The sequence below is a fragment of the Brevundimonas abyssalis TAR-001 genome, assembly GCF_000466985.1.
GTDB classification, from domain to species: domain Bacteria; phylum Pseudomonadota; class Alphaproteobacteria; order Caulobacterales; family Caulobacteraceae; genus Brevundimonas; species Brevundimonas abyssalis.
This window is the reverse complement of record NZ_BATC01000021.1, coordinates 14,507-39,192: the sequence shown is the minus strand read 5'-3', so window position 1 is coordinate 39,192 and position 24,686 is coordinate 14,507. Positions and strand designations below refer to the sequence as shown.

The 24,686-nt window shown below is 68.2% G+C and carries 28 protein-coding genes and 3 pseudogenes; 7 read left to right on the top strand and 24 right to left on the bottom strand.

The window, feature by feature from the left end:
• The 3 genes and pseudogenes from MBEBAB_RS07410 to MBEBAB_RS07400 form a co-directional block, all read right to left on the bottom strand.
• A pseudogene (locus MBEBAB_RS07410) lies at window positions 1-575 on the bottom strand (LON peptidase substrate-binding domain-containing protein); the annotation flags it as partial.
• A gap of 4 nt (window positions 576-579) precedes the next feature.
• On the bottom strand, window positions 580-1,479 hold the full coding sequence (gene trxA, locus MBEBAB_RS07405) for a thioredoxin (protein WP_021697334.1): 900 nt from the start codon (window positions 1,477-1,479) through the stop codon (window positions 580-582).
• Window positions 1,480-1,557: 78 nt separating this feature from the next.
• Window positions 1,558-2,076 carry a prolyl-tRNA synthetase associated domain-containing protein gene (locus tag MBEBAB_RS07400; RefSeq protein ID WP_021697333.1) on the bottom strand — a complete coding sequence of 173 codons (519 nt, stop codon included), beginning with the start codon at window positions 2,074-2,076 and terminating at the stop codon, window positions 1,558-1,560.
• A gap of 81 nt (window positions 2,077-2,157) precedes the next feature.
• On the opposite strand from MBEBAB_RS07400, the gene MBEBAB_RS07395 reads away from it, so the two are divergent.
• The gene (locus MBEBAB_RS07395; RefSeq protein ID WP_021697332.1) at window positions 2,158-2,898 is read left to right on the top strand and encodes a DUF6065 family protein; all 741 of its coding nucleotides are present in this window, start codon (window positions 2,158-2,160) and stop codon (window positions 2,896-2,898) included.
• A gap of 12 nt (window positions 2,899-2,910) precedes the next feature.
• Here MBEBAB_RS07395 and MBEBAB_RS07390 read toward each other — a convergent pair whose 3' ends face one another.
• The 7 genes from MBEBAB_RS07390 to MBEBAB_RS07355 all read right to left on the bottom strand — a co-directional run bounded on the left by MBEBAB_RS07390 (window position 2,911) and on the right by MBEBAB_RS07355 (window position 9,209).
• Entirely contained in the window at window positions 2,911-3,447 is a 537-nt protein-coding gene (locus MBEBAB_RS07390) for a CC0125/CC1285 family lipoprotein (protein WP_021697331.1), read from the bottom strand.
• Between the two features lie 83 nt (window positions 3,448-3,530).
• A complete protein-coding gene (locus MBEBAB_RS07385) occupies window positions 3,531-4,163 on the bottom strand; it encodes a LysE family translocator (RefSeq protein WP_021697330.1) in 633 nt (210 codons plus the stop codon).
• 41 nt (window positions 4,164-4,204) lie between these two features.
• Entirely contained in the window at window positions 4,205-4,696 is a 492-nt protein-coding gene (locus tag MBEBAB_RS07380) for a hypothetical protein (RefSeq protein WP_021697329.1), read from the bottom strand.
• Between the two features lie 81 nt (window positions 4,697-4,777).
• Window positions 4,778-5,263 (bottom strand): hypothetical protein, encoded by a 486-nt coding sequence (locus tag MBEBAB_RS07375; RefSeq protein ID WP_021697328.1) that lies wholly within the window; start codon window positions 5,261-5,263, stop codon window positions 4,778-4,780.
• A 66-nt stretch (window positions 5,264-5,329) separates the two neighbouring features.
• Complete coding sequence (locus MBEBAB_RS07370) at window positions 5,330-6,565, bottom strand: argininosuccinate synthase (RefSeq protein WP_021697327.1); 1,236 nt, start codon at window positions 6,563-6,565, stop codon at window positions 5,330-5,332.
• A 70-nt stretch (window positions 6,566-6,635) separates the two neighbouring features.
• Window positions 6,636-8,369, bottom strand: coding sequence for an aldose epimerase family protein (locus tag MBEBAB_RS07365; RefSeq protein ID WP_021697326.1), 1,734 nt, complete (start codon window positions 8,367-8,369; stop codon window positions 6,636-6,638).
• Between the two features lie 42 nt (window positions 8,370-8,411).
• Window positions 8,412-9,209: a tryptophan 2,3-dioxygenase gene (locus MBEBAB_RS07355; RefSeq protein ID WP_021697325.1), complete on the bottom strand. Its 798-nt coding sequence runs from the start codon at window positions 9,207-9,209 to the stop codon at window positions 8,412-8,414.
• A gap of 106 nt (window positions 9,210-9,315) precedes the next feature.
• Between MBEBAB_RS07355 and MBEBAB_RS07350 the strand changes: the two genes are divergently transcribed.
• Together MBEBAB_RS07350 and MBEBAB_RS07345 are read left to right on the top strand one after the other, a co-directional pair.
• Window positions 9,316-11,148: a DUF885 domain-containing protein gene (locus tag MBEBAB_RS07350; protein WP_045319016.1), complete on the top strand. Its 1,833-nt coding sequence runs from the start codon at window positions 9,316-9,318 to the stop codon at window positions 11,146-11,148.
• Window positions 11,149-11,257: 109 nt separating this feature from the next.
• Window positions 11,258-11,716: a PA2169 family four-helix-bundle protein gene (locus MBEBAB_RS07345; RefSeq protein ID WP_021697323.1), complete on the top strand. Its 459-nt coding sequence runs from the start codon at window positions 11,258-11,260 to the stop codon at window positions 11,714-11,716.
• Window positions 11,717-11,789: 73 nt separating this feature from the next.
• Here the strand turns inward: MBEBAB_RS07345 and rplS are convergent, their stop codons facing one another.
• The 7 genes and pseudogenes from rplS to MBEBAB_RS07310 form a co-directional block, all read right to left on the bottom strand.
• Window positions 11,790-12,215 carry a 50S ribosomal protein L19 gene (gene rplS, locus MBEBAB_RS07340; protein WP_021697322.1) on the bottom strand — a complete coding sequence of 142 codons (426 nt, stop codon included), beginning with the start codon at window positions 12,213-12,215 and terminating at the stop codon, window positions 11,790-11,792.
• A complete protein-coding gene (trmD, locus tag MBEBAB_RS07335) occupies window positions 12,212-12,940 on the bottom strand; it encodes a tRNA (guanosine(37)-N1)-methyltransferase TrmD (protein ID WP_021697321.1) in 729 nt (242 codons plus the stop codon). Before trmD ends, rplS begins: the two co-directional genes overlap by 4 nt.
• A gap of 21 nt (window positions 12,941-12,961) precedes the next feature.
• Window positions 12,962-13,758: pseudogene (locus tag MBEBAB_RS07330) on the bottom strand (enoyl-ACP reductase FabI).
• Window positions 13,759-13,784: 26 nt separating this feature from the next.
• On the bottom strand, window positions 13,785-15,098 hold the full coding sequence (locus tag MBEBAB_RS07325; RefSeq protein WP_021697319.1) for a cation:proton antiporter: 1,314 nt from the start codon (window positions 15,096-15,098) through the stop codon (window positions 13,785-13,787).
• 114 nt (window positions 15,099-15,212) lie between these two features.
• Window positions 15,213-16,430, bottom strand: a complete 1,218-nt coding sequence (gene fabB / locus MBEBAB_RS07320; protein ID WP_021697318.1) for a beta-ketoacyl-ACP synthase I — start codon at window positions 16,428-16,430, stop codon at window positions 15,213-15,215.
• A gap of 53 nt (window positions 16,431-16,483) precedes the next feature.
• Window positions 16,484-17,026, bottom strand: a complete 543-nt coding sequence (fabA, locus tag MBEBAB_RS07315; protein ID WP_021697317.1) for a 3-hydroxyacyl-[acyl-carrier-protein] dehydratase FabA — start codon at window positions 17,024-17,026, stop codon at window positions 16,484-16,486.
• 102 nt (window positions 17,027-17,128) lie between these two features.
• On the bottom strand, window positions 17,129-17,692 hold the full coding sequence (locus MBEBAB_RS07310; RefSeq protein ID WP_021697316.1) for an SH3 domain-containing protein: 564 nt from the start codon (window positions 17,690-17,692) through the stop codon (window positions 17,129-17,131).
• Here MBEBAB_RS07310 and MBEBAB_RS07305 point away from each other — a divergent pair.
• Window positions 17,631-18,745 (top strand): annotated as a pseudogene (locus MBEBAB_RS07305) (2-hydroxyacid dehydrogenase). The gene MBEBAB_RS07310 and the pseudogene MBEBAB_RS07305 sit on opposite strands and share 62 nt — an antisense overlap.
• Window positions 18,746-18,758: 13 nt before the next feature.
• On the opposite strand, the gene MBEBAB_RS07300 reads toward MBEBAB_RS07305, so the two are convergent.
• Genes MBEBAB_RS07300 through MBEBAB_RS15090 form a run of 3 tightly spaced genes read right to left on the bottom strand, consistent with a single transcriptional unit; the run spans window position 18,759 to window position 20,161 of the window.
• Window positions 18,759-18,968: a helix-turn-helix transcriptional regulator gene (locus MBEBAB_RS07300; protein WP_045319014.1), complete on the bottom strand. Its 210-nt coding sequence runs from the start codon at window positions 18,966-18,968 to the stop codon at window positions 18,759-18,761.
• The gene (locus MBEBAB_RS07295; protein WP_021697313.1) at window positions 18,961-19,404 is read right to left on the bottom strand and encodes a hypothetical protein; all 444 of its coding nucleotides are present in this window, start codon (window positions 19,402-19,404) and stop codon (window positions 18,961-18,963) included. Before MBEBAB_RS07295 ends, MBEBAB_RS07300 begins: the two co-directional genes overlap by 8 nt.
• A 43-nt stretch (window positions 19,405-19,447) precedes the next feature.
• A complete protein-coding gene (locus tag MBEBAB_RS15090) occupies window positions 19,448-20,161 on the bottom strand; it encodes a CPBP family intramembrane glutamic endopeptidase (RefSeq protein WP_052516763.1) in 714 nt (237 codons plus the stop codon).
• 98 nt (window positions 20,162-20,259) lie between these two features.
• Between MBEBAB_RS15090 and MBEBAB_RS16490 the strand changes: the two genes are divergently transcribed.
• Window positions 20,260-20,424, top strand: coding sequence for a hypothetical protein (locus MBEBAB_RS16490; RefSeq protein WP_158332126.1), 165 nt, complete (start codon window positions 20,260-20,262; stop codon window positions 20,422-20,424).
• Window positions 20,425-20,515: 91 nt separating this feature from the next.
• Complete coding sequence (locus tag MBEBAB_RS07285; RefSeq protein ID WP_021697310.1) at window positions 20,516-22,591, top strand: alpha/beta hydrolase family protein; 2,076 nt, start codon at window positions 20,516-20,518, stop codon at window positions 22,589-22,591.
• On the opposite strand, the gene MBEBAB_RS07280 is transcribed toward MBEBAB_RS07285, so the two are convergent.
• From MBEBAB_RS07280 to MBEBAB_RS07275, 3 genes are read right to left on the bottom strand one after another with little or no spacing between them, the layout of a single operon-like run.
• Entirely contained in the window at window positions 22,558-23,325 is a 768-nt protein-coding gene (locus tag MBEBAB_RS07280) for a HesA/MoeB/ThiF family protein (RefSeq protein ID WP_021697309.1), read from the bottom strand. The genes MBEBAB_RS07285 and MBEBAB_RS07280 overlap by 34 nt on opposite strands.
• A 44-nt stretch (window positions 23,326-23,369) precedes the next feature.
• Entirely contained in the window at window positions 23,370-23,498 is a 129-nt protein-coding gene (locus tag MBEBAB_RS17995) for a hypothetical protein (protein WP_021697308.1), read from the bottom strand.
• Window positions 23,480-23,782, bottom strand: coding sequence for a BLUF domain-containing protein (locus MBEBAB_RS07275; protein ID WP_021697307.1), 303 nt, complete (start codon window positions 23,780-23,782; stop codon window positions 23,480-23,482). Before MBEBAB_RS07275 ends, MBEBAB_RS17995 begins: the two co-directional genes overlap by 19 nt.
• 118 nt (window positions 23,783-23,900) lie before the next feature.
• Between MBEBAB_RS07275 and hslV the strand changes: the two genes are divergently transcribed.
• Complete coding sequence (gene hslV / locus MBEBAB_RS07270) at window positions 23,901-24,461, top strand: ATP-dependent protease subunit HslV (protein ID WP_045319020.1); 561 nt, start codon at window positions 23,901-23,903, stop codon at window positions 24,459-24,461.
• Between the two features lie 7 nt (window positions 24,462-24,468).
• Here hslV and MBEBAB_RS18335 read toward each other — a convergent pair whose 3' ends face one another.
• The gene (locus MBEBAB_RS18335; RefSeq protein ID WP_306302007.1) at window positions 24,469-24,672 is read right to left on the bottom strand and encodes a hypothetical protein; all 204 of its coding nucleotides are present in this window, start codon (window positions 24,670-24,672) and stop codon (window positions 24,469-24,471) included.
• Between the last annotated feature and the right edge of the window lie 14 nt (window positions 24,673-24,686).

Sequence of the window (24,686 nt, the reverse complement as noted above, 5' to 3'; positions counted from 1 at the left end):
GTACAGGGTCAGGGCCTCGATCAGGGCCTGCTTCTCGGCCGGTTCGAACGGCAGGGCCATGGACAGGCTGTTGACCAGGGCCTCGGGCGGGGCGTCGCGCGCGGCGTCCCAGTCGATGTCCAGCCCGCGCGGGTTCAGATAACCCTGAAGCGCGGCGAGCAGGTCGCTGCGGTCGAAGGCGTCGTCCTCGTCCGGCGCCTTCAGGTCCAGAGCGAAGGGCTCGAAGTCCACGCGGGTCTGGCGATAGGGGGATTGGGCCGGCAGTTCGGCCAGAATCCGGAACCGGGCGACCCCGGTCAGGGTGACCAGATAGCGGCCGTCCGAGGTCTCGGCGAAGCTGGTGATGCGCCCGGCGCAGCGACGGGGGACAGGGCCGGCAGGGCCTCGGGGCCGCCCGAGGGCTGGATCATGCCCACGATGCGGTCGCCGGCCATGGCGTCGTCGATCATGTTCAGATAGCGCGGCTCGAAGATGTTCAGGGGCAGCTGGCCGCGCGGCAGGACGATGGCGCCCGCCAGCGGAAAGACGGGGATCACCTGGGGCAGGTCCGAGGCCCTGATGTAGCTGTGGGCCATCGGATCAGGCGAACAGGATGGAGGACAGGCGCCGCCGGCCGTCGCGGGCGATCTCGGCGTTGGGGCCGGCGGCCTCGAAGATGGTCAGCAGTTGCTTGCGCGCCGCCTGCTCGTTCCAGTCCCGGTCGGCGGCGACGATCTTGAGCAGGTGATCCACCGCCGGCTCGAGCTGTCCGGCTGCGGCCAGGGCCAGGGCGAGATCGAAGCGGGCCTGATGGTCGCCGGGATCGGCGGCCACCTTCGCTTCCTGCTCGGACGTCAGGGCGACGGGGGCGCCGGCGCTCAGGGACAGCTGGGCCCGCACGCTGTTGACCAGCGGCTCCTTCGACGGATCGGGGGCCATGGCGATGGTCTGGCGGGCCTGATCGGCGTCGCCGTCAGCCAGATAGACCCGGGCCATGCCGGCGATGGCCTTTTCGTTCTTCGGATCCAGCTGCAGCGCCTGGGCGAAGGCCTGGGCAGCGCCGCCCAGATCGTTCAGCGACAGCGATTCCTCGCCCATGGCCAGGATCTGATCCAGGTCAGAGGGGCCGGAGGATTCGCCGGTAAGGCGCTCGATGAAGGCGGTGATCTGGCTTTCGGGGATGGCGCCCTGGAAGCCGTCGACCGGCTGGCCGTCCTTGAAGGCGTAGACCGTGGGGATGGACTGGACGCGCAGCTGGCCGGCGAAGGCGGGGTTGGCGTCCACGTCGATCTTGACCAGCTTCACCTTGCCCTTGGCGGCGCGTACGGCCTTTTCGATGGCGGGCGTCAGGGTCCGGCACGGTCCGCACCAGGGCGCCCAGAAATCGACGATGACCGGCTGGACCTTCGACGCCTCGACCACATCGGTCATGAATTCGGCGTCCGAGCCGTCCTTGACGGGGTCGGGGGTGTTGGCGGCGAGAGGGTCGGCGAAGGTCATAAGTCTCGTTTCCGGCAAGTGTGGTCGGGCAGTCTAACGCGTTGAAGCCCAGATGGTCGCGCCCGGCGTGAAGTGCAATCAGGCAGACGCGCTGAAATCCACGATCAGGGGGTCATGTTCGACCAGGGTCAGGAAGCGGCGGAAGTCGGCCTGGGCCATGGCGGTGGTGGCGGTGTTGGTCAGGGGGTGGAAATTGACGAGGTCCGCCTCGGCCAGGCGATGGTCGAGGACGAAGGTCACGCGGCGGTCGGTGTCATTGATCAGGCCGAAGGCGGTGACCGAGCCGGGCCGCACGCCGAGGGTCTGCATCAGCAGCGTCTCATTGCCGAAGGACAGGCGGTCCGCGCCGATCAGGCGGTGGGCGGCCTTCAGGTCGATGACCGTGTCCTGACGGGCCGAGATCAGCCACAGGCGCTGCTTCTTGTCCTTGAGGAACAGGTTCTTGGTGTGGGCGCCGGGCATGACCGCCTTGATCTCCAGCCCCTCCTCGACCCGGAAGACCGGCGGATGGTCGTGGGTCGTCGCAGCCAGCCCCTGTTCAGCGAACCAGGCCTCGAGGCGGTCGTGGTCGAAGGCGGGCGGGGCGGGATCGGTCATGGGGCCATTGGAAGCTTGAGGCGTCGGGTGCGGCGGGGATAGGGTCGCGCAACGTTCAGATTAGACCGCTGGAGCCCCGCCTTGGAACTGGAATGCTACCCCATGACGCCGCGCCCGCCCGAGATCGTGCCGGGGCGCGCGTCGCGGGACTGGATGGACGCCTTCGCCTCGCGCCACCCATATCGGTGCCTGCCGCTGAGCATGGCCAACACCACCGGGTGGGAGATCCTGTGCCCCATGGGCTTCACCGCCGAGTGGAACGGCGGGCCGTCGCAGGCCGACATCACCCTCACGCCGGACCGGCCGCATCCCGACTTCGCCCATTTCGTGCAGTCGCACTTCTCGCGCGGGGTGGTGACCATGCACCCCAACTATCTGTTCCGCACGCCGCCGGGCTGGGCGGTGGTGGCCTCGGGCGCGCCCAATCACGTCAAGGACGGCATCCAGGCCCTGACCGGCCTGATCGAGACCGACTGGCTGCCGTTCCCCTTCACCATGAACTGGATATTCACGCGGCCCGGACGGGTGAAATTCGCCAAGGGCGAGCCGTTCTGCTTCATCACCATCGTCGAGCACAAGAAGATGGAGCAGTTCCAGCCGGTCATGAAGACCCTGGACGCCAACCCCGCCATGAAGGGCCAGTTCGACGCCTGGAACCGGGAGCGCACCAGCTTCAACAACCGCCTCGCCTCGGGCGACCCGGACGCGGCCAAGGAGGCCTGGCAGCGGTTCTATTTCAAGGGCGAGTATGCGGACGAAACGACACCGCCGCCTGCTGACCATGTCAACAAGCGGCGGATGAAGTCGCTCAGATTGTTCTGAGACCGAGACCGGTCAGTTCATGGACGGCCGCACGACGCGCGGCCCGATGTTCTGCATGACCTCGCGGGCGTCGAAGGCGTTGGGGTCGTTCGGCTTGGCGCCGCGGCCCATCAAGATCTCCGTGCTGGCCTCGAAACGGGTGACCTCGCGCACGTCGAGATCGCGTCCCCACGGGTCACCCCAGGGGCCCCAGAAGCCGCCGCGATAGAAGCGCCACGACGGACCCCAGTAGGGGCCGTAGCGCGAGCTGTAGAACGGATCGGGCGTGCCCACATAGCGGGTGTCGCGATCGGTGGCGCGGTCCACGGTCTGGAACCAGTCATAGCCGCTCTGGGCCGTCAGCTCGGCGGCGCGGTACAGCAGGTACATCTCGACCGTATCGCGCGACGTCACCGAATTGCCCGCGAAACCGACCCGGAAGCGGTTCTGTTCGATCTGCATTTCGGAATAGCCGCCGCGCGCCTGCGGACTGGCGGCCTGATAGGGGGTCGCGGTGGCGCAGGCCGTAAGGGCCAGGGCGGCGACCGAAGCCAGGATAACGCGTTTCATGAAACTCTCTCCTCTTGGGCCGATTATGTCCGCCGCTCACTGAACGGTGGATGAACAGCTCCGTTCCGCCTGACCAGAAGTCCTTATAATCTCACAAGAATAAGAACCGAGGCCAGGAGCAGCAGGCCGCCGACGGCGATGCCGAACTTACGCTGAAATCTGGGGTCGGTCATGCGCGCTTTCAAGGCCGCCCCGCCCATTCCGTATGCCGTCATGGTGATCACGTCCATGCCGATGGTGGCGCAGGCGAACAGGGCCAGCTGGGGCGCGGCGGACCGGTTCACGTCCAGGAACGGCGGCAGGACGGCGGTGAAGAACAGGATGGCCTTGGGATTGGCGATCTGGACAGTGAAGCCGTCGACGAAGGCGCTGCGGCCTTTCCGGACCGGGATCTCCGACGGCTCGGCGGCGGTGCGGAAGGCGCCCCGGATCGCCTGGGCGCCAAGCCATGCCACATACAGCGCCCCGCCCACCGCCAGCACCCGGAACGCCTCGGGAAACGCCTTGACCAGGGCCCCCAGGCCCAGGGCGGCGGCGGAGAACCAGACCAGGGTGGCCGCATTCATGCCCGCCACGGCCATCAGCACCGCCGCGCGGCCTTTCTGCATGCCGGTGGCCACAGCGAAGATATTGGCTGGGCCGGGCGTCATGGCCATGACCGCCATGACCGCCAGAAAGGTCAGGTAAAGATGCGGATCGACGGGCAGGGCGCTCATGGGCGCCGTTTGCGCGGGCCCGGATCAGCCGTCAAGCGTGATCAGGGATGGTCGTGGCCGGCATCGGCGGGCGCTTCGGCGGTCGCGGCGCCGTGGGCCGCCGCGATCTCGGCGAAGGCTTCGGCCAGGGCGGCCTGAACATCGACGGACGCCATGGCGCCGGCGATGTCGGCCTGGGACAGGGCGGCCTCGATCATGGCGCCGAGGTTCATGGTCTGCATCATGGTTCCGGCCGTGTTCAGCCCCATCTCGGCGGCCGACGCCGTGAAGGCCATGAGGTCCGGCCCGTATTCGGTCCAGAGCGCGGCCATGCGGGTTTCGCGCTCGGCCTCTGTCAGGGTCTGATCCTCGTCCAGCGCCTCGACCTTGGCGCCGAAGGCGGCCATGCGGGATTCCATGCCGCCCAGATCCTGCTCGAAGGCGCTGGGCTCATAGCCGGGGATCACGCCCGCCATGGAGCGGGTTTCGCCGTCCTGGGCCAAGGCGGGGGCGGCGATGATCGTGGCGGCTGCGGCGATGGCGATGAGGCGCATGGCGGTCTCCCTGTCCGACCGCCCCACAATTCGCGCGAAACCGCCTTCGGGCAAGTGACAACGCGTTAAGGTCGGCGGGCCCTACTCCGCCTCGGGCGTATCCGTCGCCGGAGCCGTCGCCGCGTCCGCCGCGGCGGCGAGCTGGGCCTCCGCCCCTGCCCGGATCTGGTCGGGGATGGCGAGGATCACCGGGATGGCGGTGTCGCGCGCGGTGGTCAGTTCGGCGCGTGCCTGTTCATCGCTGGAAGCGGCGATCTGCGCGTTGAAAAACGTCTCGAAATCGCGGGCGAAACCGTCGAACTCGGGCTGATAGCGGGCGAGAATCTCATTCACCGACGCCATGGTGACGTCGCGGTCGCCGCCGCCCGCCTGCCCGGCGGCTTCCAGTTCGCGGGTCATCTGGTCCACCTGCTGCTCGAACCGCTCCGCACGCGCCTCGAAGGCGGCCTCGTCCATGGGCGCGGCGGCGGGGGTCTCGGGCGCGGTTTGCGGGGCCGCGTCCTGGGCCTGAGCGGCGCCGGTCAGGGCGAAGGCGGCCGTGGCGGCCAGAACAGTGCGGATCAGCATGGCGACAACTCCGTGAGCGAGGGCGGCGGCCAGAATGCCCTACCGACCGCCCTGCTCCAAGACCGCTCAGCCCCGGTCGCGGTTATCGCGCTTGGCCAGCACCCGCAGCCGCAGGGCGTTCAGCTTGATGAACCCGGCCGCGTCCTTCTGGTCGTAGGCCACGGCGCCGTCCTCGAAGGTGACCAGCTCCTGATCGTACAGGCTGTTGGGGCTCTCGCGGCCGATGACGGTGGCGTTGCCCTTGTACAGCTTGACCCGCACCGTGCCGGACACCTTGGTCTGGCTGTGGTCGATGGCGGCCTGCAGCATCTCGCGCTCGGGCGAGAACCAGAAGCCGTTGTAGATCAGGTGGGCGTATTTGACCGCCAGTTCGTCCTTCAGGTGCATGGCGCCGCCGTCCAGGGTGATGGACTCGATGCCCCGGTGGGCGGCCAGCAGGATGGCGCCGCCCGGCGTCTCATAGACCCCGCGCGACTTCATGCCGACGAAGCGGTTCTCCACCAGATCCAGCCGTCCGATGCCGTTGTCATGACCATACTGGTTCAGGGCGGTCAGCAGGGTCGCCGGGCTCATGGCCTCGCCGTTGATGGAGACCGCGTCGCCCTTCTCGAAGCCGATGGTGATGACGGTGGGGGTGTCCGGCGCGTCCTCGGGCGACAGGGTGCGCTGGTGCACGAACTCGGGCGCCTCCACGGCCGGATCCTCCAGCACCTTGCCCTCGGAGGAGGAGTGCAGAAGGTTGGCGTCGACGCTGAAGGGGGCCTCGCCGCGTTTGTCCTTGGCGATGGGGATCTGATGCTTCTCGGCGAACTCCAGCAGGGCCTCGCGGGACTTGAATTCCCACTCGCGCCAGGGCGCGATGACGCGGATGTCGGGCTCCAGGGCGTAGTAGCCCAGCTCGAAGCGGACCTGGTCGTTGCCCTTGCCGGTGGCGCCGTGACAGACGGCGTCGGCGCCCATCTGGCGGGCGATCTCGATCTGGCGCTTGGCGATCAGCGGCCGGGCGATGGAGGTGCCCAGCAGGTACTGGCCCTCATAGACCGTGTTGGCCCGGAACATGGGGAAGACGTAGTCCCGCACGAACTCCTCGCGCAGGTCGTCGATGAAGATGTTCTCGGGCTTGATGCCCATCTTCAGCGCCTTCTCGCGCGCCGGGGCCAGCTCCTCGCCCTGGCCCAGATCGGCGGTGAAGGTGATGACCTCCGCGCCGTATTCGGTCTGCAGCCACTTCAGGATGATGGAGGTGTCCAGGCCGCCGGAATAGGCGAGGACGACTTTCTTGGGCGCGTGATTAGCGGACATGACGGGAGTTCCAGGCAGTCGGGGAGATGGCCGCGCTTAAAGAACCAATGGTCCCGTCATGCAAGGCCCGTCAGTCCTGAACGCTGAAGCGGTATTCGTGATGCTGGCGATAGGTTTCCCCCGGACGCAGGGCGGTGGAGGGGAACTCCGGCCGGTTGGGGCTGTCCTGATAGTGCTGGGGCTCGAGGCAGAAGCCCGTGCGCGGCTGATAGACGACCCCGCCCTTGGCCGGCCAGTCGCGGATGGCGTTGGCGGTGTACAGCTGAACCCCCGGCGCGGTGGTGTGCAGTTCCATGACCCGGCCGCTGGACGGATCGCGCGACCACGACGCCAGCCGGAAATCGCCCGGCGCGCCCCGCACCACGAAATTGTGGTCGTAGCCGTTTCCGATGCGAATCTGTTCTTCATCGGCGTCGATGTGGCGGCCGATGGGTTTGGCCTCACGGAAGTCGAAGGGCGTGCCCGCCACGGGCCGGATCTCGCCGGTCACCACCTTGTTCGCATCGAAGGGGGTGAAGGCGTCGGCGGCCATCATCAGCTCGTGGTCAAGGATCGGGCGCCCCCCGTCGCCGGTCAGGTTGAAATAGCCGTGATGGGTCAGGTTGATGACCGTGGGACGGGTGGTCGTGGCGGTCATGTCGATGCGCAGGGCGCCGCCCGGCGTCAGGCGATAGATCACCTCGGTGGTCAGCTCGCCGGGAAAGCCCTGATCGCCGTCAGGGCTGACAAGGGTCAGGCGCACGCCCGGGCCCAGATCGTCATGGATCGCCTGGCCCCGCCATAGCCTTTTGGCGAACCCGTCCGGACCGCCGTGGGAGGAATGGGCGCCGCCGCCGGTGTCCAGCTGGATCGTCCGGCCGTCCAGCTCGAACCGCCCGCCCGCGATGCGCCCGGCGTAGCGGCCGACGATGGTGCCGAAATTGCGGTTGCGGTCGATGTAGTCCTCGAGGGTGTCCAGCCCCAGCACCACGTCGCCCATGACGCCGTCCCGGTCGGGTGCGGTCAGGGAGACGACGATGGCTCCGTATTCGATGATCCGGGCGGTCATGCCGTTCGCGCCGGTGAGGTCGAAGGCCTTGACCGGCCGTCCGTCGGGCAGCACGCCCCAGGGGCTTTCCACCACGGAGCCCGTGCGTCGGCGCTGGGCGGCCGCGCAGCTCGCAACGGACATGACACCGGTTACCCCGATCATCGCCCCGAAGGCGCGTCTGTTCATGACCATGGCCGTGCGTCTCCTCTGGAACGCGGTCCAGCCTATGGGGTCGGACGGGGAAGGTCGAGCCTCAGTCCACGGCCTCGCGGCAGCCGGCCACGAAGGCGTCCCGGTCAGCGGGCGATATGGCGGGGAAGGGGCCCAGGTTCTGGGCGCCGTAGTTGAAGGCGATCTCGCCGCCCGCCGCCAGACGATCCAGCAGGTCGGCCGGAATGTCGCCCGAGCCTCCACGCCCTTTGCGCGATCGGCCTGCAGATCGGCGGCCAGGGCGTAGGCTTCGCCGCCCACGCCGACGGTGAAGCGATCCTCGCTCATGATGGGCTGGAACCGGTCGGTTTCCGCGCGCAGGGCGGCCGGGTCGCGCATGCAGGCGACGGCGGCGATCAGATCGTTGTCCCCCTCAAGCCTCAGGGCCACGCCCTCGCCCGACGCGATCAGCGACCAGCCAGCGCTGGCGAGCGCCTGCTCGGGCGGGGGCGCGGGTGTTTCCGCGCCGTTCACGGACGGCTGGGACGGGCGCGGCTCGCTGTCGCCGCAGGCCGCCAGCAGCAGGGCGCCCATCATGGAGGCGGAGATCCAGAGGCGGGTCATGGCGAGTCCTTTTGGTTGCTGAGACTGCAACGGTCCGGCGCGCTACAGTTTCGTGCGCAGGGACCAGAGTTCGGGGAAGCAGCGTTTTTCCAGGGTCTTGGCCAGGTAGGCGACGCCCTCGGTGCCGCCGGTGCCGCGGCGCCGACCGATGATGCGCTCGACGGTGATGACGTGCTTGTGCCGCCAGGTGATCAGGGCGTCGTCCAGATCCACCAGCTTCTCGGCCAGCTGATACAGCTCCCACCAGCGCGTGGTGTCGCGGTAGACCTCCAGCCAGGCCGCCTCCACCTCGGGGTGGGGCTCATAGGGTTGGCTGACGTCCCGGTTCAGCACGGCGTCGGGGATCGACAACCCGGCCCTGGCCAGCTGCGCCAGGGCGTCGTCGTAGAGGCTGGGCGACTCGATGGCCTGCTTCAGCGCCGCGTGGGCGTGCGGCCGGTCCTCGTGGAAGCGCAGGAAACTTGCGTCCTTCAGCCCCAGCATGGCCTCGATGCGGCGGAACTGGTCGCTCTGGAAGCCCGAGGACGTGCCCAGGGAATCGCGGAAGCGCAGATAGTCCGCCGGGGTCATGGTGGCCAGGATGTCCCAGGTCTGGGTCAGGACGCTCTGGATGCGCGAGACGCGGGCCATGCTCTTGTAGGCCGGGGTCAGGTCGCCGGCCCGGACCAGGGTCTGGGCGTAGCCGATCTCGTGCAGGATCTGCTTGAGCCACAGCTCCTTGGCCTGGTGGATGATGACGAACAGCATCTCGTCGTGCTGATCGGTCAGCGGATTCTGCGCGCCCAGCACCTGATCGAGGGTCAGATAGCGGGCGTAGGTCATGTCGGCGGGTTGGGTCATGCGCCTCTATCCCCCGGCTGGAGCCGCGCCTCAAGCGCGCTTGCCCCGACCGGACCCGGCCCATACGGTGAACACACAAGAAAAATCAGGCTTTCAGGGAAACGCCATGCGCCGTCTTCTGCTCACCACCGCCGTCGTGACCGCCTTCGCCGCCGCCTCGCCGGTCATGGCGCAACAGGCCCAGCCCGCCGCCGCCGAGGCGCCTGCACAGTCCGAGGACCAGCGCATCCTGGCCTTCTTCGAGGCGGCCTTCCAGGAGCAGATTGCGGACAGCCCCCAGACCCTGACGTCCCTGGGCATCAAGCGCGACTATGACCGGCTGAACGACTACACCGACGCGGCGGCGGTGCGCCGCATGGAGATGTCCGAGCGGCATCTGGCGCGCCTGCAGGCCGAGTTCGACTACGACGCCCTGAACCACCAGAACCAGCTGAGCTGGCGGCTGTTCGAGCATGGGGTGGAGCAGCAGCGCGCCGCATTCCCCTTCCGCCACCACGGCTTCACCTTCGCGGCCAACGGCAATCCCACCGGCTCGCTGCCGGTGTTCATGATCAACAGCCACCGGGTGGATTCGGTCGAGGACGCCCGCGCCTACATCGCCCGTCTGGCCGAGGCCGAGCGGGTCATGAACGAGATCTCCGCCGACGTGCTGAACGCGGCCGAGATGGGGATCGTCTCGCCCGCCTTCGTGTTCGAACCCACCATCGGCGACGCCCGCAACGTCATCTCCGGCGCGCCTTTCGATGACGGCGAGGACAACCCGGTGTGGGCCGATTTCCAGCGCAAGGTGGCGGCATTGGACGCGTCGGACGAGGACAAGGCTCGGCTGCTGGCCGACGCCCGCGCCGCCCTGACCGGCCCGTGGCTGCGGGGCTATGAGCAGATCATCGGCACGCTGCAGACGCTGCAGGCCCAGGCCGACAGCAATGAGGGCGTGTGGCGCCTGCCGGACGGCGAGGCCTATTACGCCCAGCGGGTGGCGGCCTCCACCACCACCGACCTGACGCCGCAGCAGATCCACCAGATCGGTCTCGACGAGGTGGCCCGCATCCAGGGCGAGATGGAGGTGATCAAGGACGCCGTGGGCTTCGAGGGCTCGCTCCAGGAATTCTTCGCCTTCATCAAGACCGACCCGCGGTTCCAGTTTCCCAACACCGCCGAGGGCCGCGAGGCCTATCTGGCCGAGGCGCGCCAGCACGTGGCCAACGCCATGGAGGTCGCCCCGCGTTTCTTTCACACCCTGCCCGAGGCCGAGCTGGAGGTGCGCGCCGTGGAGGAATGGCGTCAGGCGACGGCCTCGGTGGCCTTCTACAACCGCCCCGCGCCCGACGGATCACGGCCGGGCATCTACTATGTCAATCTGGCCGACATGACCCAGGTGCTGCGCCCCCAGATCGAGGGCATCAGCTATCACGAGGGCGCGCCGGGCCATCACTTCCAGATCGCGGCGGCCATGGAGCTCGAGGGCGTGCCCAGCTTCCGCCGCTTCGGCGGTTACGGCGTCTATTCGGAGGGTTGGGGCCTGTACTCCGAATGGCTGGGCGGGGAGATGGGGTTCTATCAGGATCCCTATTCGGACTTCGGCCGGCTGTCGCTGGAGCTGTGGCGGGCGGTGCGTCTGGTGACCGACACCGGCATCCACGCCCTGCGCTGGAGCCGCGAGGACGCCATCGCCTACTTCCAGCAGAACTCGCTGCTGTCGGAGCTGGACATCGTCAAGGAGGTGGAGCGCTACGTCACCAATCCGGGTCAGGCGGTCAGCTACAAGATCGGCCAGATCAGGATCATGGAGCTGCGCCAGAGGGCCGAGGCGGCGCTTGGAGACGAGTTCGACGTGCGCGATTTCCACGCGGTGGTTCTCGGCGACGGCGCGGTGCCGCTGAACGTGCTGGAAGCCAATGTGGACGCCTGGATCGCGGGCGGCGGCGGACGGCCCTGATCGACGGGGAGGGGCGGCGGGCGGCCGGCACGGCGTTTCCGGTCGGTCGCAACCATTTCGCCCCGGCGGCGGTTGTTCAGGTTCACCATCCACACTCACGGAGGACGCCATGAGCACCCCGAACGATCACGACATCAAGGTCCTGAACGGCCTCATCGAAACCACGCTCGACAGCGCGGACGGCTATCGCGAGGCGGCCAAGGAAACCGAGAACACCGGCTTCCGCGCCCTGTTCGAACAGCGCAGCTTCGAGCGCCAGAAGGTGGCCGGCGACCTTCAGGGCACGGTGCGTCAGCTGGGCGGAGAGCCCGAGGACGACGGCACGGTCCTGGCCAAGGCCCACCGCGCCTTCCTGGACGTCAAGCACGCCATCCTCAAGGATGAGCAGGCGGTGGTGAACTCGGTCGAGAACGGCGAGGACCACATCAAGGCCAGGTACGAAAAGGCCATCGAGGACACCGACCTGTCGGCCACCACCCGTGAGACCATCACCCGCGCCTACGGCTCGGTGCGTGAAGGCCACGACCAGATGCGCGATATCAAGCACGCCATGCAGGCGAAGAACTGATCACCGTCTGAAACGAGAAAGGCCCCGGTCCGCGAGGACCGGGGCCTTCTTCATGCCGCGAGGGCAGGAAGGATCAGGAGTCGTCGCCGGGCTTCTCGGCGGTTCCGGTTTCCGGAACGGCGACGACCTTCTCCTTGCGGACGGTCTGGCGCTCGGCGATCCGGGCCGACTTGCCGCGACGATCGCGCAGGTAATAGAGCTTGGCGCGCCGCACGACGCCGCGACGCTTCACTTCGATGGATTCGATGTTGGGCGAGAGGATCGGGAACTTGCGCTCCACGCCTTCGCCGAAGGAGATCTTGCGCACGGTGAAGGTCTCGTTGACGCCGGTTCCGGCGCGGGCGATGCACACGCCCTCGAAAGCCTGGACGCGCTCGCGCTCGCCTTCCTTGATCCGCACATTGACGCGCAGGGTGTCGCCGGGGCGGAAATCGGGGATCTCGCGACCTTCGAGGACGCGGGCTTTTTCTTCGGCAGCGAGCTGCTGAACGATATTCATGTCTCTTCTCCTCGGGCTTTTGCGCCCTTTAGCTGTGATTTGGCGAGATGCCGCTCCCAGAGGTCCGGTCGCCGCTCCCGCGTGGTGATTTCCCTCTGCTCCTGACGCCATCTGGCGACCTTGGCGTGGTCGCCCGACAACAGGACCTCGGGGATGTCGAGCCCCTCGAACGTCCGCGGTCGCGTGTACTGCGGATGTTCCAGAAGCCCGTCCTCGAAGCTCTCCGAACTCAGGCTTTCGGCCTGGCCCAGCACTCCGGGGATCAGTCTTACGCACGCCTCGATCACGACCATCGCCGCCGCCTCGCCACCGGCGAGAACCGCGTCTCCGACCGAGACCTCCTCGAACCCCCGGGCGTCGAGCACCCGCTGGTCCACCCCCTCGAACCGGCCGCACAGGACGGTGATCCCGTCCGCTGCAGCCCAGTCCTTCACACGCGCCTGGGTCAGGGGCCGGCCCCGCGCGCTCATGTACAAAAGCGGCCGCCGCGGCCCTGTCACGCTGTCGAGCGCCCTGGCCACCACGTCCGCCTTGAGAACCTGTCCGGGGCCGCCACCCGCAGGGGTGTCGTCCAGGAAGCCGCGCTTATCTGTCGAAAAGTCGCGAATGTCCACTGTTTCGAGCGACCACAGATTTCGCTCGCGCCAGGCCGTGCCGATCAGCGACACGCCGAGCGGCCCCGGGAAAGCCTCGGGAAACATGGTCAGGACCGTGGCGGTGAACATGGCGCGGGCCGCCCGAAGGCGTCAGCCTTCCTCGTCGGCGGCCAGACCCATCATGTGGAAACCGGCGTCCACATGGATGATCTCGCCGGTGGTCGACAGGCCCAGGTCCGAGCACAGCCACAGCGCACAACCGGCCACGCCCTCCATGGAGGTGTCCTCCTTCATGGCGCTCATGGCGCGGCCCTGGGCGATCATGCCCCGCCCGCCGGAGATGCCGGCCAGCGACAGGGTGCGCATGGCGCCGGCGGAGATGGCGTTGACGCGGATGCCCTTGGGCCCAAGGTCGCGGGCGATGTAGCGGGTCGCGGCCTCCAGCGCGGCCTTGGCCACACCCATGGTGTTGTAGTTCGGGATGGCGCGCTCGGAGCCAGATAGGTCATGGTGACCATGGAGCCCCCGTTGGGCATCAGCTTCGACGCCCGCCTGGCCACGTCCACGAAGCTGAAGGCCGAGATGTTCATGGCCAGCAGGAAGCTGTCGCGGGTGGTGTTGTCCACGAACGAGCCCTTGAGCTCATCCTTGTTGGCGAAGGCCACCGAGTGGACCACGAAATCGATGGTCCCGAATTCCTTCTCCAGCTCGGCGAACGCCGCGTCCATGGAGGCGTCGTCAGTGACGTCGGCCTGGATCAGCAGTTTCGCCCCGACGCTTTCGGCCAGCGGGCGCACCCGGCGCTCCAGCCCCTCGCCCAGATAGGTGAAGGCCAGCTCGGCGCCCTGGGCGGCTAGCTGCGAGGCGATGCCCCACGCGATGGAGTTGGAATTGGCCACCCCCATGATCAGGCCCTTCTTGCCCTTCATGAGGTCGCCTGTGGGCATGTTCCAGCCGCTCTCGCTCGCCATGGTCAGTCTCCGTTCTTCGAAGCCGGAGGGTTAGCAGGGGCGGCGTCGGCGGGGAAGTCCGGGGCGGCGCAGGCGTCGCTCCGACGCGCCAGCCGGGCGAGCAGAGGGGTCGCGGTGACGCCGTGGACGATGATCGACAGCAGGATGATGAAGCCGACCACGGCCCACAGCCGTTCGCTGTTGCCGAAGTCGCCGTGATTGATGCCGTAGGCGATGTAGTAGACCGAGCCGACCCCCCGGATTCCAAGGAAGGCCAGCAGCAGCCGCTCCCGCCACGGCGGAGGCGAGCCGATCATGGCGATCAGGCCGGCGACGGGGCGCACCACGAAGACGACAGCGAGACCGATCAGGGCGTCGGTCCAGGTCAGGCTGGCCAGCAGGCCGTTGGCCAGGGCGCCGCCGAACAGCACCAGCAGCAGCATCATCAGCAGACGTTCGATCTGGTCGGAGAAGTCGTGCATCTCCTGATGGAAGTCGTGCTCCCGCTCGGTGCCCCGGATGGCCATCGCGCAGACGAAAACGGCGAGGAAGCCGTAGCCGTGAACCACCTCGGCGACTGCATAGGCGATAAGGGTGGCGGCGAGGGCGATCAGCCCGTCGGTCAGCTTCGACAGTCCGCCGCGACGGCTGCGAAACAGCAGATATCCGAGCAGTTTTCCCACGAGCCAGCCGGCGCCGAGGCCGGCCAGCAGCTTCCAGCCGACCTTGATGGAGAACCAGTCGGTCAGGCCGGCCTGGGTGGCCAGACCACCCGCAGCGGCGAGGATGGCCAGGTGCACGAAGGGAAAGGCGAGGGCGTCGTTCAGCCCCGCCTCTGAGGTCAGGCCGAAGCGCACCTCGTCTTCATCGCCGGAGCCGGGCGGGCCGCACTGGACATCGGAGGCCAAGACCGGGTCGGTCGGCGCCATGCTGGCGCCAAAGAGCAGCGCCATGGCCATGCTGAAGCCCAGCCCGGACCATCCCAGCCAGGCGGTCGCGGCGATCGTCAGCGGCATGGCGACGGCGAGCAGCCGCCAGGTCGTCGACCAGCTGCGCCAACCCGGTATGCGATCGATCTTCAGCCCCGCCCCCATCAGGCTGATGATGACGACCAGCTCCGTCAGCCGTTCTGTGGCTGTGTCCCAGGTCCGGGGGTCAGGATCAAAGGCCAGCAGTCCCGTTGAGAACACCGCGACGCCCAGCGCGACGCAGAGGATCGCCAGCGTCAGCGGCAGGCGCTTGAGCCCCACCGGCGCCCAGGACACCAGCAGGACCACGGCGCCGAGGCCGAGCAGGAACAGGATATAGGGATCGAAAATCAGCAGAGGCTCCAGCACAGGCGTCGAATCTGGCAGGCATGACCGGCGCCCGGGCAGACCACATGCAGCAACGCTCCGGACCCGGTTCGGATGCTCGCCCGTCCGTCACATCGACGATCCGCTCCCGAAGGTTCAGACCTTGGACAGGATGATGCAGCCGTTGGTGCCGCCGAAGCCGAACGAGTTGGACATGACCGTCGTCAGCTCCCCGTCCTTGCGTTCGCGCAGGATGGGCAGATCGGCGAAGTCCGGGTCCAGGGTCTCGATGTGCGCGCTCTCGGCGGCGAAGCCGTCCTGCATCATCAGGAGGCAATAGATCGCCTCCTGCGCGCCCGCCGCCCCCAGGCTGTGGCCGGTCAGGGACTTGGTGGACGAGATCATCGGCGCCTTGTCGGCCCCGAAGACATTCCGGATGGCGTCGGTCTCGCGCGCATCGCCCACCGGGGTCGAGGTGCCGTGCGGGTTCAGATAGTCGACCTTGCGGTTTCCGGCCATTTCGAGCGCGATCTTCATGCAGCGCTCGGCGCCCTCGCCGGAGGGGGCGACCATGTCGAAGCCGTCGGAGTTGGCCCCGTAGCCGACGATCTCGGCATAGATCTTCGCACCGCGCGCCTTGGCCCGCTCATACTCCTCGACCACCACGATGCCCGCGCCGCCCGCGATGACGAAGCCGTCGCGGTCCTTGTCATAGGCGCGGCTGGCCACCGAGGGGGTGTCGTTGAAGTTGGAGGACATGGCGCCCATGGCGTCGAACAGGTTCGACAGGGTCCAGTCGATCTCCTCGCAGCCGCCGGCGAAGACCACGTCCTGCTTGCCCCAGGCGATCTGTTCGGCGGCCGCGCCGATGCAGTGCACCGACGTCGCGCAGGCCGAACTGATCGAATAATTGATGCCCTTGATCTGGAACCAGGTGGCCAGAACGGCCGACGGTCCCGACGACATGGCCTTGGGCACCGCGAACGGGCCGATGCGCTTGGGGCCGCGCGTCTTTGTGGTCTCCGCCGCCTCGACGATGGTGCGGGTGGACGGGCCGCCGTCGCCGACGATCAGGCCGATGCGCTCGTGGCGGATCTCCTCGGCTGTCATGCCGCAGTCGGCCAGGGCCTGTTCAAAGGCGATGTGGGCCCAGGCGGTGCCGGGGGCCAGGAAACGGGCGGCGCGGCGATCCACCAGGCCGGTCCAGTCCTCGATCTTGGGCGGGGCGTGGACCTGGGAGCGGAATCCCAGCTCGGCGTACTCAGGCGCGGCGACGACGCCAGAACGAGCCTCGCGCAGGGATTTGGTCACCTCCGCGGCGTCCTTGCCGATGGAGGAGACGATCCCCAGACCCGTGATCACCACACGCCGCATATTGTTCCTCGCCCTAGTCGCCGGTTTCCGGTCGTTGAAAGTTAATCCGTAACTCAGCCGGCGGTTTCCGGCGTGGCCGGGGTCTGGGCGCCGAACAGGCCCACACGCATGTCGCTGGCCGTATAGATAGGCACGCCGTCCGCTTCCAGCACGCCGTCCGCGATGCCCATGACCAGACGCCGGTTGATGACGCGCTTCAGGTGCACCTTGTAGACGACGCGCTTGATGTCAGGCGTCACCTGGCCGGTGAATTTCACCTCGCCGACGCCCAGCGCCCGGCCCCGGCCCGGCGCGCCGGTCCAGCCCAGGAAAAAGCCCACCAGCTGCCACATGGCGTCCAGGCCCAGGCAGCCGGGCATGACGGGATCGCCGATGAAGTGGCACTGGAAGAACCAGAGGTCCGGGTGGATGTCGAGTTCGGCCTCGATGTAGCCCTTGCCGTGATCGCCGCCGTCCATGCTGATGGTCTTGATGCGGTCGAACATCAGCATGGGCGGGGCCGGCAGCTGGGCGTTGCCCGGCCCGAACAGCTCGCCCCGGCCGCTGGCCAGAAGGCCGTCGTGGTCGAAGGACGAGGGATAGGGGGATTGGGTCACGGGGCGGCTCCGTCAGGATTGTCGCGCCGTGCGGGCGACAGGGCTTGTGATCGGGCGGTTACACGACGCAGGGGCGGGGCTCAACCTTCCGTCGGTCGAAGATCAGCGCCCGACGGCGCGTCCCGCGGGGGTCGAGGCCGGACATTGCGCCTGCGTCTGAACCCCGAACAGGGCCTCCTGCGGCGCCCAGCCGTGCAGGCGGCCGGACTGCAGCCGGCACCAGCCGTCCTCGCATCGATCCAGGGTGATCACGGCCCGCGCCGCCAGCCGCGCGCGGACGCCGGCCTCAGCATCGGGCCGACGGCGCAGGTCCAGCGGCGCATCGGTGCGGTTGAAGGCGGTGCGGCGGCCCGAGGTGATGGTGCGGTGGACCCAGGCCACATTGCCCTCGGGGTCGCAGACCTTGCGCCAGTCCCGGGTCTCGGCGACCACCTGAACCGGCAGGCCCGCGGCGCGGTACTCCCACAGGATGCGGTGATCGAGGCCGGGGCCGCGGCGCGCGCGGGCGGGCGAGGACTTGATGGACACCCAGCGGGGCACGTCGAAGCCCGACGGCGTGGGCCGCCCGTCCGGCATCTGGGCCCCGGCGCCGAGGCCCAGCGCCATGCCGGCGGCCAGCAGAACCGTGCGCAGGCTTTTGATCCTTCCCGACGCTTTGCTAGACACGTCCCGATCCCTCGGCCATTCCTCGGCGTCCGGCGCGATGCGCCGTCGTCACAGCCTGAAAGCGTCTATGTCCGCCAGCAATCTTAAGGTCGTGCTAACCAGACGGCTGCCCGACGCCGTCGAGACCCGCATGCGCGAGCTGTTCGACGCCGAACTGAACCTGACCGACGCCCCCATGGACCGGGCCGCGCTGGAGTCGGCCATGCAGCGCGCGGACGTTCTGGCCCCCACCATCACCGACCGAATCGACGCCGAGCTGATCGCCGGCGCGGGCGAGCAGCTGAAGATGATCGCCAATTTCGGCGCGGGGGTGGATCATATCGATGTGGAGGCGGCGGTGGCGCGGGGCATCATCGTCACCAACACGCCCGGCGTCCTGACCGAGGACACCGCCGACCTGGCCATGACCCTGATCCTGGCGGTGTCGCGCCGGGTCGTGGAGGGCGCGCAGGTGATGGCCGAGGGCCGCTTCACCGGCTGGACCCCCACCTGGATGAACGGCCGCAAGCTGTGGGGCAAGCGGCTGGGCATCGTCGGCATGGGCCGCATCGGCCAGGCCCTGGCCCGCCGCGCCAGGCGTTCGGGCTTCAGGTCCACTATCACAACAGAAAGCCGGTCAGCGCCGCCATCGAGGCGGAGCTGGGCGCAACCTACTGGGATGACCTGGACCAGATGCTGGGGCGCATGGACCTGATCTCCCTGAACTGCCCGGCGACGAAGGAGACCCACCACCTGATGTCGGCCGAGCGGCTGGCGAAGCTGCAGCCCCATGTGATCCTGGTGAACACCGCGCGCGGTGAGCTGATCGATGAGGCGGCGCTGGCCGACGCGGTGCGCGAGAAAGCCATCGCCGGGGTGGGCCTGGACGTGTTCGAGCACGAGCCGAAGGTGCATCCCGGTCTGGTTGGCCATGCCAATGTGGTGCTGCTGCCCCACCTCGGCTCCGCCACCCTGGAGACGCGCCGGGAAATGGGCGAGCGGGTGATCCAGAACATCATGACCTACGCCAACGGGCACCGCCCGCCGGACCGGGTCATTCCCGCGATGCTCTAGGCGTAACGCGGGCTCATGCCCTGAGAAAGAACAGGGTTTCGACCGGGGCGTTGAGCGCGCGGGCCAGCTTCAGCGCCAGGGTGGTGGAGGGCGTGAAGACCTCGTTCTCGACGGTGTTGATGGTTTTTCGGGAAACCCCGACCAGGGCGGCGAGCTCCGCCTGGGTCAGGCCGGCGTCGCTGCGAAGAGCCTTGAGCCTGTTGCCGAGTTCGCTTTCAGCCATCGTCACCCTGACGTTCGAAGATCGCGAAGCTCAGAACATGGGCCAGGACGCCCGACAGAAGCACGCCCGTGAGGACCGGTGCGAGGGGCATGTCGATGAAGACGCTGAGGGGCAGCGTATAGCCGGCCGCCGCCGCGATCGCCACGTAGCCCACCGCCATGGCCCTGACGCTGTTGCGGGTGGAGAGTTCGTCGTTGAGCTCCTGGTTCATGGATCGGTCCCGCAACGCCCGGAGTTGCAGGACGGTCAGACCTATGCTGCCTGGTGCGGCCAGCAGCAACCCCACCGCCAGGATGATCAGCACGGTCGTCGTGTGATTTGCGCCGAGGGCGCCGGTCTGCAGCAGGATCGCGCTGGGCATGAGCATGGCCAGACCAAGGGCGAGGCTGAACATCAACCGCCGTCTTGTGCGGGCGGGGTTTTTCAGGGGCGGCATGTCGGGTCTCCTTCTGGCAGGATTCTGATCAGGGTGATGGCAGTCAATTCATATGGCCCGGCAGGGGCAGGCCGAGGAAGATCAAGGTCAGGCCGTAGGTGTCCATCAGGCCGTGGGCGATGATCGGCGCCCACAGATTCCGCCCTGAGGCGTAGTAGGTGATCGCGAGGATCACTCCCACAAAGGCGGTGATCAAGACGCCCGTGGGGCCTTGTATGGCGTGCAGAAGGCCGAACATGAGAGCCTGGGCGAGGACAGCGGCGGCAATCGCGATGCGGCTCCCGCCGAACAGAGTCGTCAGCCGGTCCATCACGAAGCCGCGGGCGAACAGTTCCTCGCCAACCGCTGCGCTCCCCCACACCACCAGAACCATCCAGACCAGATAGGCGGCTGCATTGCCTTCAATGGAAAGGCGAATATAGGTCAGGTCCAGGGGCGGCCAGTCGGTCGTGGCCTGGATCGCCATGCCCAGCGCCAGGGCGCCGAGATTCGCCGCGACCGCCGCGATCACCGCCAGCACAAGCGTCCGCGTCCAACCGACGGGCCGAGCCAGGCCCAGTTGACGGTAGGAAGAGCGACGCAGTCTGAGGAGGAGCGCTCCGACGAGCACCGCCCCCCACATCGCAAGAGCCAGCAGGGGGGTCTGAAGCCACTCGACTGCATTGTTCGCGACCAGGACGCCCAGGACTGCTGAAGCGATGAACAGACCCGCAAAGGCGGCGACGATCTCGGCGGCTGACTGCGCCGCGCCGACCAAACCGGCTCCCTTTGAAGCATTTGCTGTCATGACGCACCTCCCGTGTCACCTGTGAGTTACATCATGGTCTGATGCAGGCGTAACGTCAAGGTTACATTTTGCGTTCGATCACTGCGGCCTCGCGCAACAGCCAGGTCAGACCGCTGCCAAGGCTGGGACACCCTGGAGACGCGTCGGAGATGGGCGAGCGGGTGATCCAGAACATCATGACCTGCGCCAACGGGCGCCGCCCGCCGGACCGGGTCATTCCCGCGATGCTGTGACGTCGAGCCACTTTCGGGTTGACCGGAGCGGTCCCCCCGGCTGAACTTCAGGTTGTCGGCGCGTGGCCGGCGCGTAGTGCCGGGGGGCTTCATGACAATCAGGATCAACGCACCGAGCGGCCCGTTCAGGGACGCCGGGATCGAAAGCCTGCGCGCCGGGCTCACCCGTCGGGGTCTGCTGGGGTGCGGCGCCGGAGCGGCGGGCGCGGTCCTGCTGGGCGCGGCAGGCGACGCCCGCTCGCAGGACGCCGTCCAGCCCCATGCCCTGGCTGAGTTCTTCCAGGGCAACCAGGTGGCGGCCGCGGCCCTGTCACCCTCCGGCGAACGGGTCGCCGTGTTGCTGAACATCGGCGAGGGCGGCGCCCGGCGCATGGTCGTGGATCTGATCGAGGCGTCCGACCCCTCCGGTCCGCGCCGTCGGGTTCCCGTCGGCGATTTTGACGTGGAGACCTTGGTCTGGGCCAACGAACGGCGGGTGATGTTGCGTCTGGTGATCCCGGTGACGGGGGGCGGCAATACGCCCGTGGGCCGCGGCATCGCCAACAGGACCTATGAGATCCTGAGCCGGCGCATGGTCTCCATGGACCTGGAGACGGGCGAACACACCCTCATGTTCGGCAATGAGCGCGTGCGCCTGCGCGAAAGCCTGAATCTGGGCTATGTGGTCGACTATCTGGCGGACGATCCCGGCCATGTGCTGATGGCTGCGCGGGAGTACAGCGGGCTGGTGGCCCTGCATCGGGTCAATGTGGACACCGGCCGCGCCGAACTGGTCGAGCGGGGCAGCCAGCTGACCCTGGACTGGTCCACAATCAACGGCGTGCCCGTCATGCGCCGGGACATCAGCACCCGCGGCTCCTTCATCAACATCTTCGTGCGGCCGAACGGGCAGGGGCGCTGGCGCCGGGCCTGGCGCCAGCCCACGGCACAGTTGGCCCTGGCGGACTTCCTCTGGATCGGCGCGTCCGAACGGCCCGGACACGCCCTGGTGGCGGCCCGACTGGAGAATGAGGACGTGCTGTCGGTGCGCGATCTGGATCTGGAGACGCTGGAATACGGTCCGCCGCGCGCGTCCCGGCCCGGGCTGGACGTGACCGCCACCCTTCGGGATGTGCGCGGTCGCTACATGGCCGCGGCCTATTATTCGCCCCGGCTGGAGTACGACTTCGTCGATGCGTCGCTGGGCGCTCATCACCGGGCCATGAACGGCTTCTTCGGCGACGAGTGCAACGTGGCCCTCAGCGACGTGGATGCGGCCCACAACCGCTTCATCATCCGGGCCAGCGGCCCCCGCGACGCCGGAAGCTGGTATCTCTATGACAAGGCAGCCCGCCATTTCGAATATCTGGGCGCCCGGACCCTGCTCGACACCCGCCGCCTGTCTCCGGCCCAGGCCGTCCAGGTCAGCACGAGGGACGGAGCGACCATTGAAGCCTATGTGACGGCTCCGCCCGGGGGAAGGCCCGGTCCGGTCATCGCCCTGGTCCACGGCGGTCCGGAGTCCCGCGACGTGCTGGGCTGGGACCGTCAGGCTCAGGTCCTGGCCGCCCAGGGATGGTGGGTGGTGCAGCCCCAGTTCCGCGGTTCAGGCGGCTTCGGCCTGGCGTTCGCCAGCCAGGGCTGGAAGCGCTGGGGTGACCGCATGCAGGAGGACGTGGAGGACTCCCTGGCCCATGTCATCCGCGAGCGGGGGCTGGATGAAAGCCGGGTGGCGATCATGGGGACCAGCTATGGCGGCTATGCTGCGCTGATGGGCGCGGTGCGGCGGCCGGACCTGTACAAGGCCGCCATTTCCATCTGCGGGCTGGGCGATCTGGCCGACTCCCTGGCCTATGACCGGCGTGACGACGAAAGTGCGGACGGCTTTGTCTATAATTACTGGGTCAACCGCATCGGCGATCCGCGCACGGACGCCGCCGCCATCGCCGCCGCCTCGCCGCGGCTGCGGGCCGCGGAGATCGACTGCCCGGTCCTGCTGGTCCACGGGGTCAACGACCGTATCGTCCAGGTTCACCAGTCGCGGCAAATGCACGAAGCCCTGCGGGCGGCCGGCAAGCGGTCGGATTATGTGGAGGTCTCAGGGGCGGGGCACGCCGACTGGGAGGATGACGTGGAGCAATCGCTGATGGAGCGCTATGTGGCGCTGTTCTCGGAAGTGTTCGCCTGACCTGAACAGACGGGGCACTCCGGATCGGCGCCCACCGCCACGGTGCGCGCCGACCCTTTCAGCCCGTCGAAGATCATCAGCCGCCCGGCCAGCGGTTGGCCCGCCCCGGTGATCAGCTTGATGGCCTCCAGCGCGGCGATGGAGCCGATCACCCCGGCCAGCGCCCCGATGACGCCGACGCGGGCGCAGGTCTCGGCGTCGGGCGGAACCTCGGTGACCAGACAGCGGTAGCAGGGCCGCCCGGCGAACACCCCCACCTGCCCGTCCCACCGGCCCAGCGCCCCGCTGACCAGCGGCCGCCCCGCCGCGACGCAGGCGGCGTTGACCGTCAGGCGGGTCTCGAAATCGTCGGTTCCGTCGATGACCACGTCATGGGCGGCGACCAGATCGCGGGCGTTGTCCGCCGTGATCCGTTGCTCCAGCGCCTGCACCCGCACGTGGGGATTGAGGGCGGTCAGCCGGGAGGCGCCCGCATCCACCTTGGACCGTCCGATGTCGGATGTGGCGAACAGCACCTGCCGCTGGAGGTTGGACAGGGCCACCGCGTCGTGGTCGATCAGGGTGATGGCCCCCACGCCCGCCGCCGCCAGATACAGCGCCGCCGGCGCTCCCACGCCGCCCGCGCCGACGATCAGCACCGACGCGCGCGACAGGGCCTGCTGCCCCGGCCCGCCGACCTCGGCCAGCACCAGATGGCGCGCGTATCGTTCGACCTCGTCGGGGGAAAAGCTCACGCGGGTGATGTAGCGCGCCGAACGGCGGAAATCACCTGCGCGGGTCAGGCCTGGGCGCCGGCCTGCGCCACCGCGGCCACCAGCAGGGCGAAGGCCGAGCCCGCCGTCAGGGCGTCCAGCGGCTGGCGCGACACCAGCGGCGTGATGCGCGGGGTCACCAGGATCTGTCCCATGCTCCACTCCGGGAACGCGCTTCCCGGATGGTTTCAAAGCCCAGCATGCGGATGCCGGTGTGGCGCGGGTCTTTCTGGAGGCGGGTCATCAGCCGGTCGATGTCGGTGCGCGCGCCCTCCAGGGCCTGCAGGAACCAGCCGTCATGGGACAGAAGCACGCCCGTCAGCCTGTCGCGCCGATTGTTCCGCTCCGACACCCCCAGGATCTCGGCCACCGACAGCAGGTTCGCCCCCGCATTGCCCACGGCCTGACTGATATAGATGGCTCGGCAAAGCTGAGTCATCGGTACTCCTGACGCACTGAAACTGGAACTGTGTCGCAATCGCTAGGTGAATATCCTTAACAGAATCCTCGGCGGCTTGATCGCGGCAGAGCAAACCGCCATTTCCTGTGGCATGAGCATGAACACCACGCCCCAGGGCGCCTTTCCCGACTGGCACGGCACCACCATCATCGCGGTGCGCAAGAACGGCCGCACGGTCATCGCCGGCGACGGCCAGGTCTCCATGGGGCCGACCATCGTCAAGGGCGCCGCGCGCAAGGTGCGCGTGCTGGCGGGCGGCAAGGTGCTGGCGGGCTTCGCCGGCGCCACGGCCGACGCCTTCACCCTGATCGAGCGGCTGGAGGCCAAGCTGGAGCAGTATCCCGACCAGCTGGCCCGCGCCTGCGTGGACCTGGCCAAGGACTGGCGCACCGACCGCTATCTGCGGCGGCTGGAGGCCATGCTGCTGGTGGCCGACGCCTCGTCCATCTTCACCGTCACCGGCGTGGGCGATGTGCTGGAGCCGGAGCACGGCGTGGCGGCGGTGGGCTCGGGCGGCAATTTCGCCCTCGCCGCCGCCCGCGCCCTCAGCGACCACACCGACATGGACGCCGAACAGATCGCCCGCAAGGCCATGGCCATCGCCGCGGACATCTGCGTCTACACCAACGGCAATCTGACGGTTGAGACGCTCGACTAGAAGACGGTCACGTGCCCGGCTGGATGTACGGAATGCGGGCGAAGAATTCCCGCTCGTCGCCGCGCGGATCGTTCGCCATGCGGCTGGTCACATCGAACAGCATGGTCTCGCGGTGCTCCAGCCCATAGGGCGTCCATGCGGGCAGGCCCGCATGGTTCGGATTGCCGTTTCGCGCCAGCGCGATGAAGGCGTCGGCCATCGCGTTCGACACATCCTGCGCGCCCG